This window comes from Aggregatibacter actinomycetemcomitans, assembly GCF_003130205.1.
In the GTDB taxonomy this organism is placed as follows: Bacteria; Pseudomonadota; Gammaproteobacteria; order Enterobacterales; family Pasteurellaceae; genus Aggregatibacter; species Aggregatibacter actinomycetemcomitans_A.
Genome location: NZ_NRDF01000001.1, coordinates 144,357 through 159,805, shown reverse-complemented (window position 1 = coordinate 159,805; position 15,449 = coordinate 144,357). Strand labels below are relative to the sequence as shown.

The following is a 15,449-nucleotide window of genomic DNA, read 5'->3' as shown; positions in this document are numbered from 1 at the left end:
GTAAATTGAATAACATTAGGAAGTAACATGACTGATATGAATACCATTCTCGCAGAACTAAAGCGCGGTGTAGATGAAATTCTTTCCGAACAGGATTTAATTGAAAAACTTAAAGAAAATCGCCCGCTGCGCGTGAAACTCGGTGCAGACCCAACCGCTCCGGACATTCATTTAGGTCATACCGTTGTGCTTAATAAGTTACGCCAATTCCAAAACTTCGGTCACGAAGTGATTTTCCTCATCGGCGACTTCACCGGCATGGTGGGCGACCCGTCCGGTAAAAACACCACCCGCCCGCCGCTTAGTCGCGAAGACGTATTGCGTAACGCGGAAACTTACAAACAACAAATCTACAAAATTTTGGATCCGCAAAAAACCCGCATCGTGTTTAACTCCGACTGGCTCGGCAAGCTCGGCACCGAAGGCATGATTCGCCTGGCGAGTAACTACACCGTTGCCCGTATGTTGGAACGTGATGATTTCAAAAAACGCTTTTCCAACAACCAACCGATCGCCATTCACGAATTCATTTATCCGCTTCTGCAAGGACACGATTCCGTTGCCTTAGAAGCCGACGTTGAACTTGGCGGGACCGACCAAAAATTCAATTTATTGGTGGGTCGTGAGTTACAAAAATCCGCCGGTCAAAAACCGCAAGTGGCAATTACCCTGCCGCTGTTGGTGGGCTTGGACGGCGAGAAAAAAATGTCCAAATCCCTTGGTAATTACATTGGTGTAACGGACGCACCGAGCGAAATGTTCGGTAAAATCATGTCCATTTCCGATGATCTAATGTGGGATTGGTATAACCTGCTTTCCTTCCGCCCGTTAACGGAAATCGCCCAATTGAAAGCAGATGTGGCGAACGGTAAAAATCCGCGTGATGTGAAAATCCTGCTGGCGAAAGAAATCATCGCCCGCTTCCACAATGAAGCCGATGCGAACGCAGCGGAACAAGAATTTATCAACCGCTTTCAAAAAGGCGCCATGCCGGACGACATGCCGGAATTCACCTTCGAAGGCGAAATCGGGCTTGCCAACCTGTTAAAAGAAGCCAGCTTAGTCGCCTCCACTTCTGAAGCCAATCGCATGGTACAGCAAGGCGGCGTAAAAATTGACGGTGAAAAAGCAGAAGACGCCAAACTGATCATCACCGCCTCCACCGCCGTTTACCAAGTGGGCAAACGCAGGTTCGCCAAGGTGACGGTGAAATAAAAACATCACAAGAAACGACCGCACTTTTCATGCCAGCCATAAAGTGCGGTTATTTTTATTCGTAAATCAGCATAGCTGATTTACTCACCCCATAGGAGTCGTTGGCAAAGCCAACGCTCAAAACGCCATGCGTTTTGTAACTGCATTTTTAAATAGTATGCCTAAAATCGTTCTTATCAGACATGTAACACCGTTAGTTGATGGAAGTAAATGTAACGCCACTATTGCTCAAAATCGTTTGGTTGAATATAACGAAACTGAATCCTTGGCATTAGATGAAATAAATTCCTTCAAACAAAGTACTTCATATCAAAATATTCTCACAATTCAGAAAATATTTGTTTCTCCTCTGATAAGAGCGCAGAAAACAGCAAACGCTTTATTCCCGGATCATGAATTAATTACATTGGAGGAGTTAAAAGAGTTTGATCTGAAAATAACAAATATGCCTAAAATAAAACTAACGCTTAATTCATGGTTTATGCTTTCCAGAATCTTATGGTTACTGGGACTAAACAAAACACAAAAAAAGATTGGTGAAGAAAAAAAGCGAGTTAAGAAATAATACCAACCTTACTAAAACAAGATTGCTGTATTGTCAGCCACGGTTTTATCCAACACGAAATAAAAAACTATTTGAAAAAGAGTCAGTTTGTAAAATCATTTCATCGAAAAAACGGGTGTTTTTCTGTAGAGATTTTCCAAAACTCTGCATTCAAACAGAATATAAATCTATAGCTTGCGGGAGAATATGTTGAACCAAAAAATCCGAGTGCCGGGTGATGCCGTGGTGGATTTAATTCCGGACGGGGAAAACCATTATTTGCGTTGTGCGGGCGGTGCGCCGGCAAATGTGGCGGAGGTATTGGCGGGCGCATTGAAATTCTCGGAAGAAGAATTAACATTGCTTACCGACGCCCAAACATTAGACGAAGCTTCTGAAAAAATCACCGCACTTTGTCCAGAAAATTGATTATCGTTACCTTAGGCAAAGACAGCATGCTTTATCATCTCAGCCAAACCCGCAATATTGTCGCCGGTAAACTGTCACAACCGATTGATACCACCGGCGCAGGCGATGTCTTCGTAGGCGGTTTGCTGTAACCTATCCGACAGATCCGTTCAAATGGCATTCCACACTCACCATGCCACAGGAATTACATTTGGCAGGAACCAAAATCTATCAGCGCCCGATTGCAAAAACGTATGAAAATCTGACCGCACTTTCTGCGCTCAGCTTAGAAAATCAGGCGGAAATCGCCCATTTAGATCGCGCTTATGTGAAGTTCAATGCAAACAATCAAGCCTTCAAACTTGATTTCTTCAAAGCGCCAAAGAGAAAAAAGTCACTTGTCTTATGACAACAGCGTACTTTACTTAGATCGCGGCACAACGGAACAAACAGAACTCATAGAAAAATTTGGCGGCAAATGCTATTACAACATTGAAAATCTGCAAAATATGGAAATGTTATTTGATCGTTCTATGGTGGAAATTTTCCTGAATGACGGCGAAAAAATGCTGACTGCCCGCTTTTTTTGCGGATTAGGAAAATTGGCTTACAAGTGAAAGGAAATTAGACTCGCAGATTAGCTAATAGGTAGCAATTCAATATTGATAACACAAAAAGTGCGGTGAAAATTCACCGCACTTTTTTCATCAATACACCACAAGCCGCTGTGGTCGAATCACATTATTCTCATCAATCATTGCCACGCCAAGAAAGCGATTTGTGTGAGAAAACAACCGCACTTGTCCTTGTAATTTTTTCGGGTTATCGAATTTTATGCGTTGCCCGAATCCGATACTTTGGGTTTGGCTTTCATCTAAAGTTAACACTGGGAGTTTCGCTACGGCGGTATCCATCGGCAACAAAAGCGCATCCAATATTGCCAAATCCTGTTGTTCCGCCAAGGCTTGCAAGGCATTCCAATCCAGTATTTTTTCCGTCGGGTAATCCGCCACCACCGTGCGGCGTAGCATGGTGACGTGTGCGCCGCAGCCAAGGGCTTCGCCTAAATCATCTATCAGGGTGCGAATGTAAGTGCCTTTGGAACAATGCACTTCGAGAGTTAAATACGGCGCGTGGTATTCAATGAAGTTTAATTCAAAGATCGTGATGGGACGCGCTTCCCGCTCCACCATAATGCCGGCACGGGCATATTCATAAAGGGGTTTGCCGTTATGCTTCAAGGCAGAAAACATGGTCGGCACTTGCAAAATATCGCCGCGAAAAGCCTCAAGTGCGGTCAAAATTTCAGGTGTTTTAACATTCACCACCCGGGTTTTCACCACCAGCCCTTCGGCGTCGGAGGTGTCGGTGCGTTCGCCCAACTTTGCCGTCACCAAATAACGTTTATCGGCATCCAGCAAAAACCGGGAAAACTTTGTGGCTTCGCCCAAACAAATGGGCAACATTCCCGTAGCTAACGGATCCAACGCCCCCGTATGCCCGGCTTTGTTCGCCTGAAAAATACGTTTCACTTTTTGCATAATGTCGTTAGAAGACATTCCCTGCGGTTTATCCAATAAAAACACGCCGTGAATATCACGCCCACGTTTACGCGGTTTGGACATTACTCGTTGTCCTCATGGTGTTTTTTCTGATCTTCACGCACCACATTGGTCACTAGATTCGACATACGCATGCCTTCCACCAAGGATTGATCGTAAATAAAACGAATTTCCGGCACGATACGCAAGCGCATGGCTTTACCCAGTAGGGTACGAATATAAGGCGCGGCTTTTTCCAAGCCTTTCATACCTTGCGCGATGGCTTGTTCATCATGATCAAACAGGAACGTGACAAACACTTTGGCATACGCCAAATCACCGGAGACGTCCACATCGGACACGGTCACCATGCCGATTCGTGGATCTTTCACTTCGCGCTGTAAAATCACCGCGATTTCTTTTTGGATTTCTTGTGCGACACGGTCGCTACGTTTGAATTCTCGAGCCATTTTGTTATCTCTTGTAAGGTGGGTTTGCTAACCCACTATTAATTAAATTCGTGAGTATGTAACAACTCAATCTACACATAGAGATTTAGTAGGGAAAGAGTAATTTTTCAATATTTCATTGAGCATAATTATTATAATTTACCCAATTAATTATATTTTGCGGTTCTGTTACAACTCATTCTCAAATTTTGAAAATCGCCTTCCTAATAATGAAGCTACTAACACAATAAGTATGGTAGCTACAATATCGAAAAATAATATAAATACTATCCATCCTGCATCTGAGCTACTAAGGGTTAATGAATAGCCCCAAAACCCAAGTTTAATGAAGATAGGTAAGCCAATACCACACAAAAATTTTCGGGTATATGCTCCCCAAAAAACACAAACTGCGTTAATGAATGCCCAAGCGACGATAAAAATATCCCATGGCCTCCAAATTAACTCAATTAGATACATATTTTCATCCTTTCAAGAGCTACAACATAAAATTTGCGGTCAAATTTGATAAAAATCGACCGCAATTAAAGGATTAAATCGAGCGTTTAACCTCAACCACTTCAAACACCTCAATCTGGTCGCTGACTTTTACGTCGTTGTAGTTCTTCACGCCGATACCGCATTCCATGCCGTTGCGCACTTTGGAGACGTCGTCTTTGAAGCGGCGGAGGGATTCCAGTTCGCCTTCAAAAATCACCACATTGTCGCGCAATACACGGATTGGGTTGTTACGTTTCACGACACCTTCGGTCACCATACAACCGGCGATCGCGCCGAATTTCGGATGACGGAACACATCCCGCACTTCTGCCAAGCCGATGATTTCTTGTTTGAATTCAGGTTGGAGCATACCGCTCATTGCCGCTTTGATTTCGTTGAGCAATTCGTAAATGATGGAATAGTAACGTAAATCAATGTTTTCGCTTTCGATAATGCGGCGGGCGGAGCCGTCTGCACGCACGTTAAAGCCGACAATAATGGCGTTGGATGCCGCGGCAAGGGTCGCGTCGGTTTCGGTAATACCACCCACGCCGGAGCCGACCACTTTCACTTTCACTTCGTCCGTTGACAGTTCCATTAAAGATTGAACGATGGCTTCCACGGAACCTTGAACGTCCGCTTTCACAATGACGTTCAATTCCGCCATATCGCCCTCCGCCATGTTGCTAAACATATTTTCCAGTTTGGCTTTTTGTTGACGGGCAAGTTTCACTTCACGGAATTTACCTTGACGGTATAACGCCACTTCGCGCGCTTTCTTCTCATCACGCACCACTGTGGCTTCATCACCTGCCGCCAGTACGCCGGAAAGCCCTAACACTTCCACCGGAATTGCCGGACCGGCTTCGTCGATTTCTTTACCGTTTTCATCGCGCATTGCACGCACGCGTCCGTATTCGAAACCACAAAGCAGGATGTCGCCTTTAGCTAAAGTACCGGATTGAACCAAAATGGTAGCTACCGGACCCCGACCTTTATCCAAGTAGGATTCAATCACCACGCCTGTCGCCATGCCGTTTTTCACGGCGGTTAACTCAAGCACTTCGGATTGCAACAAGATGGCTTCAAGCAACTCGTCAACGCCGGTCCCTTTTTTCGCGGAAACATACACAAATTGCACATCACCACCGAATTTTTCGGCGATAACATCATATTGCAATAATTCTTGCTCGACGTGTTCCGGATTGGCTTCCGGTTTATCGATTTTGTTTACCGCCACCACAATCGGCACACCCGCCGCTTTGGCGTGCTGGATCGCTTCGATGGTTTGCGGCATCACGCCGTCATCGGCAGCAACCACAAGCACCACGATGTCCGTTGCTTTCGCACCGCGGGCACGCATGGAAGTAAACGCCGCGTGTCCCGGGGTATCTAAGAAAGTGATCATCTTGCCGTCGTCGGTTTCCACATGATACGCACCGATATGTTGCGTAATCCCGCCGGCTTCGCCTGCCGCCACTTTGGCCTTACGAATATAGTCAAGCAAGGAGGTTTTACCGTGGTCAACGTGCCCCATGATAGTCACCACCGGTGCCCGGGTAACCAATTCGGCGTCCACATCACGATCGCTCATCACCGCTTCTTCTAACTCGTTTTCTTTACGCACGATCACTTTGTGACCCATTTCTTCCGCCACCAATTGTGCGGTTTCTTGGTCGATCACTTGGTTGATGGTCGCCATGGCGCCCATTTTCATCATGGTTTTAATCACTTCGGTGGCTTTTACCGCCATTTTATTGGCAAGTTCGGCAACGGTAATGGTTTCGCCGATCACGACGTCACGGTTAACCGCTTGCGCCGGTTTGGTAAAGGCTTGCTGTAATGCGCTACTTTTTTTCGCTTGTTTACCTTTGCCGCCTTTCACATCTTTTTGGTTGCGACGGTTAGACTCGCGTTCATTTTTATTGCTGTCATCATCACGTCCGCCTTTTTTCGCCTTGGCAACTTTATTTTTACCACGACCGCGACCTTCATTGCGACGCTCTTCTTCATCTTCTGCTTCAAGGGCATAGCTGGAGGTTAAATTGTAATCGGAGTAATCTTCTGCATTGCTACCGTGATGATTATCATCGGAAAGTTCCGCATAACGCTTCGCCTCTTCCGCCGCTTTACGCGCTTGCTCTTCCGCTTTTTGGCGGGCTAGCTCTTCCGCTTTACGACGCAATTCCGCTTCTTCCGCTTTGCGTTTCTCTTTTTCCGGATCCAGAGATTTAACTTGATTATTGACCGCACTTTGTGACTGAACCGCCTGTGTCTGTTTTGCTTTTTCGGCGGCTTCTTTTTCCTTCACCGCTTTCGCTCTTTGCGCTTTTTCTTCCACCGCTTTTTGCTCGGCTTCTTGTCTAGCTTTCAATTTTGCCGCTTCTTCGGCTTTTTGTGCGGATTCTGTCGGAATAGTACGTTTTTTACGCACTTCCACCTGTACTTCTTTACTCTTGCCGGAAGCGCTGGTACCACTGACAGTGGTTTTCGTTCTGCGCTGTAAACTCAGTTTCTTTGGCGCGCCTTTTAATTCTTCTACCATCTTTTCACTCCTCTATTACTCAGTGAACCAACAAATATTTCTGGCTGCCATGATTAAATCAGCAGCTTGTTCGGCACCGAGTTCTTCAATATCTGCTAAATCATCAACGCCTTGCTCTGCAAGTTCTTCCAGCGTGGTGATTTGTTTTTCCGCCAATTTAAACGCGATATGGCGACTCATGCCTTCAAGATTGAGTAAACGATCTTCAATTTTCGCTTGTTTCAAGGCTTCTTCTTCCGCCAAAGCTTGTGCCGTAATGGCGTTTTTCGCACGGGTTTGCAATTCTTCGACCAAATCTTCGTCTTCCAAACCGTCAATGGCAGTCAATTCTCTGACGGAAACATAAGCCAATTCTTCTAACGTAGAGAAACCTTCGTCGATTAATAATTGGGCAAATTCTTCATCAATTTCCAACGCGTCAATGAACAAGTTCAACACTTTGTCATCTTCCGCTTGGTGTTTCGCGTTTAATTCCTGTGTCGTCATCACGTTCAACACCCAACCGGTTAATTGGGTCGCCAAACGCACATTTTGCCCGTTACGACCGATGGCTTGCGCCAGATTTGCTTCTTCGACGGCAATATCCATGGAATGTTTATCTTCATCCACCACGATGGAACTCACATCTGCCGGCGCCATGGCGTTAATCACAAATTGTGCCGGATTGTCGTCCCAAAGTACGATATCAATGCGCTCGCCGCCCAATTCATTGGTAATTGTCTGGACACGCGCACCACGCATACCCACGCAAGCGCCCACCGGATCAATACGTTTATCATTGCTTTTCACCGCGATTTTCGCGCGGGAACCCGGATCGCGGGCGGCACTTCTGATTTCGATTAATTCTTCGCCGATTTCAGGCACTTCCAAACGGAATAATTCAATCAACATTTCCGGTTTGGCACGGGTCACGAACAATTGCGTACCTTTGCTTTCCGGGCTGACTTGATATAACACGCCGCGCACACGGTCGCCCGGACGGAAATTCTCACGCGGCAGCATATCTTCACGTAACATGACGGCTTCCGCTTTGTTACCGTCTTCGCCATTGACATCTAAAATAATACTGTCACGGTTACTTTTCTTCACGGTAGCAGTAATAATTTGCCCTTCTTTGGAGCGGAATTGATCAACAATTTTGCTACGTTCCGCTTCACGAATTTTGGTGCTAATAACCTGACGGGCGGTTTGCATGGCGATACGGTCAAAGGCGATGGACTCAATTTGATCTTCCACATAATCGCCCACTTGCGCGTTAGGGTCTTCAAAACGTGCCGCTTCCAACGTGATTTCTTTAGTCGGATTATTCACCTCTTCAACCACCACCCAGCGACGGAAGGTATCGAATTCACCAGTTTTTGGATTAATGGCGACGCGAACATCTACGTCATATTCGTATTTTTTCTTGGTTGAGAGGGCAATTGCGCTTTCCAACGCTTCAAAAATTTTCTCGCGTGGCAATAATTTTTCATTGGATACGGCTTCTGCCGCTAATAAAATTTCTTTACTCATGCTGTTTCTATCCTTCTTTAAATTTAAAATTTCGCGACAACGTTGGCTTTTTGAATATTGCCGAACGCTAAAATCTGTTCCTGTTTATCCACAATCAGCGTAATCATATCATTTTCAATTTTCGCCAATTCCCCTTGCCATTTACGACGATCCGCTACCGGAATACGCAAATGCACCACGATTTCCTGCCCGATATAACGGGCATATTGCGCCAAGGTAAATAACGGGCGATCCAATCCCGGCGAGGAAACCTCAAGGTTATATTTATTCACAATAGGATCTTCCACATCGAGCACTGCACTCACCTGACGGCTCACATCGGCGCAATCCTCCACCGTCACGCCGCCTTCTTTATCAATAAACAAACGCACGGTTAAATAACGACCGACACGCTGGCATTCAATGCCCCAAAGCTCACAGCCAAGATCTTCCACCGAACTTTGCAATAAATCCTGTAATTTTTGTTCCAAAGTTGCCAAAACAACCTCCCTCAAACGATAGACGTAAAAAAAGGGCTTACAGCCCAGTTTTCAAATAATTAAAATCAATCATTGATATTTAAACAACAAATTTATCGTATAAAAAAACCCCAAAACTGGGGTTCTTTTTACTGAACTTATGATTGGTTGCGGGGGCCGGATTTGAACCGACGACCTTCGGGTTATGAGCCCGACGAGCTACCAAGCTGCTCCACCCCGCGTCCGAAATATGTGGCGTATTATAGTGATCTGTAATGAAAATAGCAAGGTTTAAATCAGCAAAAGTCAACATAAAAAACACCGAAAAAATCCACCGCACTTTTATGATCCACTTCAAACTTTGTACATAAAGCCGTTTGCAGTGGCTTTATTTTTTCGCTACATTCAATGTTCTACGAATAAATCTCACCATCTAAGGAGCAATTATGGATTTAATTATCGGTTTGATCACCATTGTCGCCGTCGCCTACTACATAGTAAAAGGCTATTCGGCGACAGGCGTATTAATGTTCGGCGGCTTGGCGCTGTTATTGATTTCCGTGCTATTGGGGCACCCCATTTTGCCGGAAAAAGTGAAAAGCACAGGCTCCGATTTTTTTGACATTCTGGAATATGTCAAATATTTACTTTCCGAACGCTCAGGCGGCTTGGGCTTAATGATCATGATTTTATGCGGCTTCTCCGCCTACATGACCCATTTAGGCGCCAACGATGTGGTGGTCAAACTGGTTTCCAAACCGTTAAAAAATATTCGTTCGCCGTATATCTTAATGGTATTCGCCTATTTTCTGGCATGCCTGATGTCCTTTGCGGTCGCCTCTGCCACCGGATTGGGCGTATTGTTAATGGCGACCCTGTTCCCGGTTATCGTTAACGTGGGTATCTCTCGCGGTGCGGCAGCGGCCATTTGCGCCTCACCGATTTCCATTATTTTGTCACCGACCTCCGGTGATGTGGTGTTATCCGCCGAAATCTCCCAAATTCCGTTAAGCGAATTTGCCTTCGGCACCAGCCTGCCGGTTTCCCTTTCCGCTATTTGCGGCATCGCCGTCGCCCATTTCTTTTGGCAACGTTATTTGGATCGCAAAGAAGGCATCAAAATCGAACGGGTTGACGCGTCTGAAATCAAAACCATCGCTCCAAATTTCTACGCTATTCTGCCACTTTTGCCCATCATCGGCGTGTTACTTTTCGATGGCAAATTCGGGTTACCGAAACTGCACATTGTGACCATCATTATTCTATGTTTCATCATTACCGCCGTGATTGATTTCGCCCGTAATTTCAGTGCCAAGAAAACTTTTGATAACTTGGTGATCGCCTACCGCGGCATGGCGGACGCCTTTGCTGGCGTGGTGATGTTATTGGTCGCTGCAGGCGTATTCGCACAAAGTTTAAGCACTATCGGCTTTATCACCAATCTCATTAATTCCGCCCAATCTTTCGGCGGCGGCAGCTTAATTACGATGTTGGTACTCGCCGCCATCACCATTTTAGCCACCATGGCGACCGGTTCCGGCAACGCGGCATTCTATGCCTTCGCCGAATTAATTCCGAAACTAGCGACGCAAATGCGCGCCAATCCGGCTTATTTAACTATTCCGATGTTACAAGCCTCCAACTTAGGTCGCGGCTTATCACCGGTGTCTGGCGTAGTGGTCGCGGTGTCCGGCATGGCGAAAATCTCTCCGTTTGAAATCGTAAAACGAATGTCCGTGCCGATGGCGGTAGGTTTCATTTGTGTGGTTATCGCCACAGAGTTATTCATTCCCGCCTAATTCACCGTAAAGTGCGGTGGTTTTTCCCGATGTTTTTCTACACTAAAAAAACACCCGTGAAATCCACCGCACTTTTGTTTGCCAAAACACCGCAATCGTTTACGTTATTCAAGGGAAGTGGTAGAATGCGCCACCGTTTTACAAGAGAGACAAAAAATCATAAGCAAGTGCGGTTAAAATTCGCGCTATTTTGTATTGCATTGCAATACGATTGACGTATAATTTCCTCGTATTTCACCATGGAGGAAAAAATTATGTTAGATAGCGCAGTGAATTTCCGTACTCAAGCCGACATCAAAGAGCAAGCGTTTAACGTCATTAAAAGCTATGGCTTAACGCCCGCTCAGGTGTTAAATATGTTTTTGACCCAAATTGCCAAAACCAACACAATTCCGCTCAGTTTGGATTATCAGCCGAATACAAAAACAGCTAATGCAATCAATGAATTAATGAGCGGAAAAGGGGAAAGATTTAGCGTAGATTCCTTTGATGAATTTCAACAAAAAATTCGTGATTTAAGCAAATAAAAAGGATTTTCATGGATTACGTTTTATCAAAAGAATATAAACGGGACTTAAAAAAACTTCCGGTCGAAATTCAATCCGGTCCGGAATATGCAGAGGTTTTATATTGCCTGTTCAATCAAAAATCCCTACCCGAACGATATAAAGATCATGCTTTGCAAGGAAATTGGCAGGGATTTCGAGATTGCCACATCAAAAATGATCTCGTTTTAATTTACAAAATAGAAGCAGACACCCTCTATTTTGCAAGGCTAAATTCTCACTCGGAAGTGTTTAAATAAAATTCATATCCATTACATATTAGAGAAAACCATGACCAACATCCATAACCATAAAATCCTCATCCTCGACTTCGGTTCCCAATATACCCAACTCATCGCCCGCCGTGTGCGTGAAATCGGGGTGTATTGTGAGCTTTGGGCGTGGGATGTGACCGAACAACAAATCCGTGATTTCAACCCAACGGGGATTATTCTTTCCGGTGGTCCGGAAAGCACCACGGAAGAAAACAGCCCGCGCGCACCGGAATATGTCTTTCATGCCGGCGTGCCGGTATTAGGCATTTGCTACGGTATGCAAACCATGGCAATGCAGCTTGGCGGCTTAACGGAAACCTCTGATCACCGCGAGTTCGGTTATGCCTCCGTTTTAATAGAAAATCCGACCGCACTTTTTGCCCATTTAAATGACGGCGACAGCAAATTAGATGTGTGGATGAGCCACGGCGATAAAGTTACCCGCCTGCCGAAGGACTTCCAAATCACCGGCACCACGCCGACCTGCCCGATTGCCGCCATGTCTGATGAAAATCGTCGTTTCTACGGCGTGCAATTCCACCCTGAAGTAACCCACACCAAAAAAGGCTTGGAATTATTAACCAATTTCGTAGTAAACATTTGCGGTTGCGAAACCAAATGGACGGCAGAAAACATCATTGAAGATGCCGTGGCGCGCATTAAAGCGCAAGTAGGTGATGACGAAGTGATTTTAGGCTTATCCGGCGGCGTGGATTCTTCCGTGGTGGCGCTGTTATTACATCGCGCTATCGGCAAAAACTTACATTGCGTGTTCGTGGATAACGGTTTATTGCGTTTAAACGAAGGCGTTCAGGTGATGGAAATGTTCGGCAATAAATTCGGTTTGAACATTACCCGTGTTGATGCAGAAAGCCGTTTCTTGAGCGAGTTGGCGGGCGTTTCCGACCCTGAGGAAAAACGTAAAATTATCGGCAAGGTGTTTGTGGATGTGTTCGACGACGAATCGAAAAAACTCACCAACGTAAAATGGCTCGCGCAAGGCACCATTTATCCTGACGTGATCGAATCCGCCGCCGGCAAAACCGGCAAAGCCCATGTGATCAAATCCCACCATAACGTAGGCGGCTTGCCGGATTACATGAAATTAGGCTTAGTTGAGCCGTTACGTGAACTATTCAAAGACGAAGTGCGCAAAATCGGCTTGGCATTAGGCTTACCGGCAGAAATGATCAACCGTCATCCGTTTCCCGGCCCGGGTTTAGGGGTGCGCGTACTCGGCGAAGTGAAAAAAGAATACTGCGATTTATTACGTCGCGCCGATGCAATTTTTATCGAAGAATTGCATAACAACGGTTGGTATGCGAAAACCAGCCAAGCCTTCAGCGTATTCCTGCCGGTGAAATCGGTAGGTGTGATGGGCGACGGGCGTAAATATGACTGGGTTATCTCCCTGCGCGCCGTAGAAACGATCGATTTTATGACCGCACATTGGGCACACCTGCCTTATGATTTGCTCGGCAGAATTTCCAATCGCATTATCAATGAAGTAAACGGCATTTCCCGTGTGGTATATGACATCAGCGGAAAACCACCAGCAACGATTGAGTGGGAATAATACTTCCCCATTTCATATAATTTTCTGTTTATTTAAATTCGTTTTATATAATTACCGCTCTTACGTAATTAGCATACCCAAGTAGGGCACTTTAGCATCAAATGTACAACATCGTTCAACACACGATCTATATCAGGTTTTTACTCCAGTGCCATCAGATATCTAAGGTTCTAACACCTAAAAATTTTTTATAAGCGAACAATCTTATATATCAAATTAAGCTTCTATCGTTAGCAGGGTACCACTTCATTCTGAATTGATGCATTTTTTCACTTATATTTACAACTACCTTCCTAGTGAAGCAAGCTAATTCACGTAGCTACTAGGACTAATTTAAGCAGCCTTTTCCCTTAAAATAAAAACTGACTAACTCTGGCTAATTAAAAATAAAACTAAAGCGAAGAGATATATTTTTTAACTGTCAAGTGAGCTCGCCCTTTTTCCCCTTCTAACAGGTGAAAATTATCATCATATTCAACAACCAAACTTTTATTTGCTTGTAATTCATCATAAAGCTGTAACGCAAAGAAATCATTTTTAAAAAACAGAAGCCTCAAAACAATGAGTGGTAAGATATCACTGTTTTTACCCAGTTTAACTAATTCTTGATATTCGTTAGATAATTTAAAAGTTGTAGGATTTGAACTGAACGTAGCCAATACATCAGACGAATCATCCCAAGTTTCTTTCCAAAACTCATACTTATTATCAAAGCTATCAATAAGCGCCTTAGGTAACATTACTAACTTTCCATTAAGCTTTATAGCCTCGTCATAGGTAACAGGACGTCTTTCTTTTATTAAGCGTAGCCTTGTTTGTAATAAATCTTGAGTAGTGCTTTTCTTATAATAAGCAACGCGCCTACCGTAACTATTACCTTGTAAATCATTTGGATCATGCTTCATTCTAATAAACTTACCCAATTTTGATTCCCATTGTCCTTGATAATCTGGATAAGTTACAGAAGCATGTGTCATATATAATTTACCTTCAGGTGTAGTATTTCCCCAGGCGGTAATATGCGCTTCTTTGTCGCTAGCTGCCCGAACAAATCCCATTTTTTTGTAAAACTTATCAAAATCTTCAAGCGTTGTATCTTTATCCGTCGTATATGCGTGAAATTCAGGCCACAACCAGTCATCAGTTATACCCAGAGTCCAAGCAACACAATTATAACATTCAGTACTAATGCTAGTAGCTTTAGCCGTGGATAAGTTAAGGTTTGGAAAGAAACCTTTATAGATAATACGCTCACTTTCATCTAGAGGTCTAGAAAATGTCGGAATATTCTTACAATCATTTTCTAAAAGCCCTGACAAATACATAATGTCACGTGATTTCATACAATCTCCTTTAATTGTAAAAATTACTTTATCTACCTAAATTTTTCTTTCGCTAGTACTATTCATAAGTCATAACATAATACTACATACCTAAATATTAGCTCGACACCAGCTAGCCAGTCTAGCAATGACACTGTGAAGGAAAATCTAAAAAACGCCTAATTAGGCGTTTTTTCTTTACCTAAGAACAAGCTCAGCTACCTCTATATGTAGAGTAACCATAAGGAGACAGTGTAATCGGCACATGATAATGCGTATTATCCTTTAATTCGAAAGGTACTTCAATAAATGGGTAAAAACTCTTCGTATATAATTGTTCGAGATATTGCTTTACCTGAAACTTTAGTTTATAGATACCTTTATTATCTTTTCCGTCCTGAAGCGGCAATAATCCTTTAACTCTACCATTTCCATCTGTGACAGTTTTTGCCACCTGCACCCAATCCTCAGTTTTTTCATTGAATTTATACAACTCAATTCCAACATTCGGTGCAGGCACTCCTTTATTAATGTCTAAAATATGCGTACTCAACTGGTATGTTGTAGCAAAACTACTTGATACAACAAACATCATTGCTAGCCCAGCTACTTTACTCTTTAAATTCATTCAATCCTCCGTGTATAATTTTAAAACAAGGTTTTAGGTTAGACTTTTATTTCACATTTTAATTCCCATTATAAATGTGATCTAGTTCACAAATTTAACAAATAATTAAAATTTATTTTAAAATTGACTTA

The 15,449-nt window shown here is 44.0% G+C and carries 15 protein-coding genes, 1 tRNA gene and 2 pseudogenes; 9 read left to right on the top strand and 9 right to left on the bottom strand.

Features of this window, described 5'->3' with window-relative positions:
• Nucleotides 1–27: 27 nt before the first annotated feature.
• From tyrS to DK423_RS00780, 5 genes and pseudogenes are all read left to right on the top strand, one after another.
• Nucleotides 28–1,215 carry a tyrosine--tRNA ligase gene (gene tyrS, locus DK423_RS00800; RefSeq protein ID WP_005556650.1) on the top strand — a complete coding sequence of 396 codons (1,188 nt, stop codon included), beginning with the start codon at nucleotides 28–30 and terminating at the stop codon, nucleotides 1,213–1,215.
• Nucleotides 1,216–1,342: 127 nt separating this feature from the next.
• Nucleotides 1,343–1,953: pseudogene (locus DK423_RS00795) on the top strand (histidine phosphatase family protein).
• A gap of 112 nt (nucleotides 1,954–2,065) precedes the next feature.
• A pseudogene (locus DK423_RS00790) lies at nucleotides 2,066–2,316 on the top strand (PfkB family carbohydrate kinase); the annotation flags it as partial.
• 62 nt (nucleotides 2,317–2,378) lie between these two features.
• Nucleotides 2,379–2,576, top strand: a complete 198-nt coding sequence (locus DK423_RS00785; RefSeq protein ID WP_231093241.1) for a SacC protein — start codon at nucleotides 2,379–2,381, stop codon at nucleotides 2,574–2,576.
• On the top strand, nucleotides 2,566–2,784 hold the full coding sequence (locus tag DK423_RS00780) for a GH32 C-terminal domain-containing protein (protein ID WP_005556640.1): 219 nt from the start codon (nucleotides 2,566–2,568) through the stop codon (nucleotides 2,782–2,784). The genes DK423_RS00785 and DK423_RS00780 overlap by 11 nt, the downstream gene beginning before the upstream one ends.
• Nucleotides 2,785–2,874: 90 nt before the next feature.
• On the opposite strand, the gene truB is transcribed toward DK423_RS00780, so the two are convergent.
• The 7 genes from truB to DK423_RS00745 all read right to left on the bottom strand — a co-directional run bounded on the left by truB (nucleotide 2,875) and on the right by DK423_RS00745 (nucleotide 9,415).
• Nucleotides 2,875–3,792 carry a tRNA pseudouridine(55) synthase TruB gene (gene truB / locus DK423_RS00775; RefSeq protein WP_061886339.1) on the bottom strand — a complete coding sequence of 306 codons (918 nt, stop codon included), beginning with the start codon at nucleotides 3,790–3,792 and terminating at the stop codon, nucleotides 2,875–2,877.
• On the bottom strand, nucleotides 3,792–4,178 hold the full coding sequence (gene rbfA, locus DK423_RS00770) for a 30S ribosome-binding factor RbfA (RefSeq protein WP_005556636.1): 387 nt from the start codon (nucleotides 4,176–4,178) through the stop codon (nucleotides 3,792–3,794). The genes truB and rbfA overlap by 1 nt, the downstream gene beginning before the upstream one ends.
• A gap of 168 nt (nucleotides 4,179–4,346) precedes the next feature.
• A complete protein-coding gene (locus DK423_RS10990) occupies nucleotides 4,347–4,637 on the bottom strand; it encodes a hypothetical protein (protein ID WP_032996592.1) in 291 nt (96 codons plus the stop codon).
• A gap of 73 nt (nucleotides 4,638–4,710) precedes the next feature.
• Nucleotides 4,711–7,203, bottom strand: a complete 2,493-nt coding sequence (gene infB, locus DK423_RS00760; protein ID WP_005556634.1) for a translation initiation factor IF-2 — start codon at nucleotides 7,201–7,203, stop codon at nucleotides 4,711–4,713.
• Between the two features lie 15 nt (nucleotides 7,204–7,218).
• Nucleotides 7,219–8,715 (bottom strand): transcription termination factor NusA, encoded by a 1,497-nt coding sequence (nusA, locus tag DK423_RS00755; RefSeq protein ID WP_005556633.1) that lies wholly within the window; start codon nucleotides 8,713–8,715, stop codon nucleotides 7,219–7,221.
• Nucleotides 8,716–8,738: 23 nt separating this feature from the next.
• Nucleotides 8,739–9,194, bottom strand: coding sequence for a ribosome maturation factor RimP (rimP, locus tag DK423_RS00750; RefSeq protein ID WP_005556630.1), 456 nt, complete (start codon nucleotides 9,192–9,194; stop codon nucleotides 8,739–8,741).
• Nucleotides 9,195–9,338: 144 nt separating this feature from the next.
• Nucleotides 9,339–9,415, bottom strand: a tRNA-Met gene (locus tag DK423_RS00745).
• A gap of 204 nt (nucleotides 9,416–9,619) precedes the next feature.
• On the opposite strand from DK423_RS00745, the gene dcuC reads away from it, so the two are divergent.
• From dcuC to guaA, 4 genes are all read left to right on the top strand, one after another.
• Entirely contained in the window at nucleotides 9,620–10,972 is a 1,353-nt protein-coding gene (gene dcuC, locus DK423_RS00740; RefSeq protein WP_109043841.1) for an anaerobic C4-dicarboxylate transporter DcuC, read from the top strand.
• A gap of 254 nt (nucleotides 10,973–11,226) precedes the next feature.
• A complete protein-coding gene (locus tag DK423_RS00730; RefSeq protein WP_005539223.1) occupies nucleotides 11,227–11,499 on the top strand; it encodes a type II toxin-antitoxin system RelB/DinJ family antitoxin in 273 nt (90 codons plus the stop codon).
• An 11-nt stretch (nucleotides 11,500–11,510) separates the two neighbouring features.
• Nucleotides 11,511–11,777 (top strand): type II toxin-antitoxin system RelE/ParE family toxin, encoded by a 267-nt coding sequence (locus tag DK423_RS00725; protein WP_005539226.1) that lies wholly within the window; start codon nucleotides 11,511–11,513, stop codon nucleotides 11,775–11,777.
• 31 nt (nucleotides 11,778–11,808) lie between these two features.
• Nucleotides 11,809–13,368, top strand: a complete 1,560-nt coding sequence (gene guaA, locus DK423_RS00720) for a glutamine-hydrolyzing GMP synthase (protein ID WP_061886310.1) — start codon at nucleotides 11,809–11,811, stop codon at nucleotides 13,366–13,368.
• A gap of 392 nt (nucleotides 13,369–13,760) precedes the next feature.
• Here guaA and DK423_RS00715 read toward each other — a convergent pair whose 3' ends face one another.
• Nucleotides 13,761–14,711 (bottom strand): DUF7689 domain-containing protein, encoded by a 951-nt coding sequence (locus DK423_RS00715; RefSeq protein ID WP_005556622.1) that lies wholly within the window; start codon nucleotides 14,709–14,711, stop codon nucleotides 13,761–13,763.
• A 193-nt stretch (nucleotides 14,712–14,904) separates the two neighbouring features.
• Nucleotides 14,905–15,318: a hydroxyisourate hydrolase gene (gene uraH, locus DK423_RS00710; protein WP_032996591.1), complete on the bottom strand. Its 414-nt coding sequence runs from the start codon at nucleotides 15,316–15,318 to the stop codon at nucleotides 14,905–14,907.
• Nucleotides 15,319–15,449: the final 131 nt, after the last annotated feature.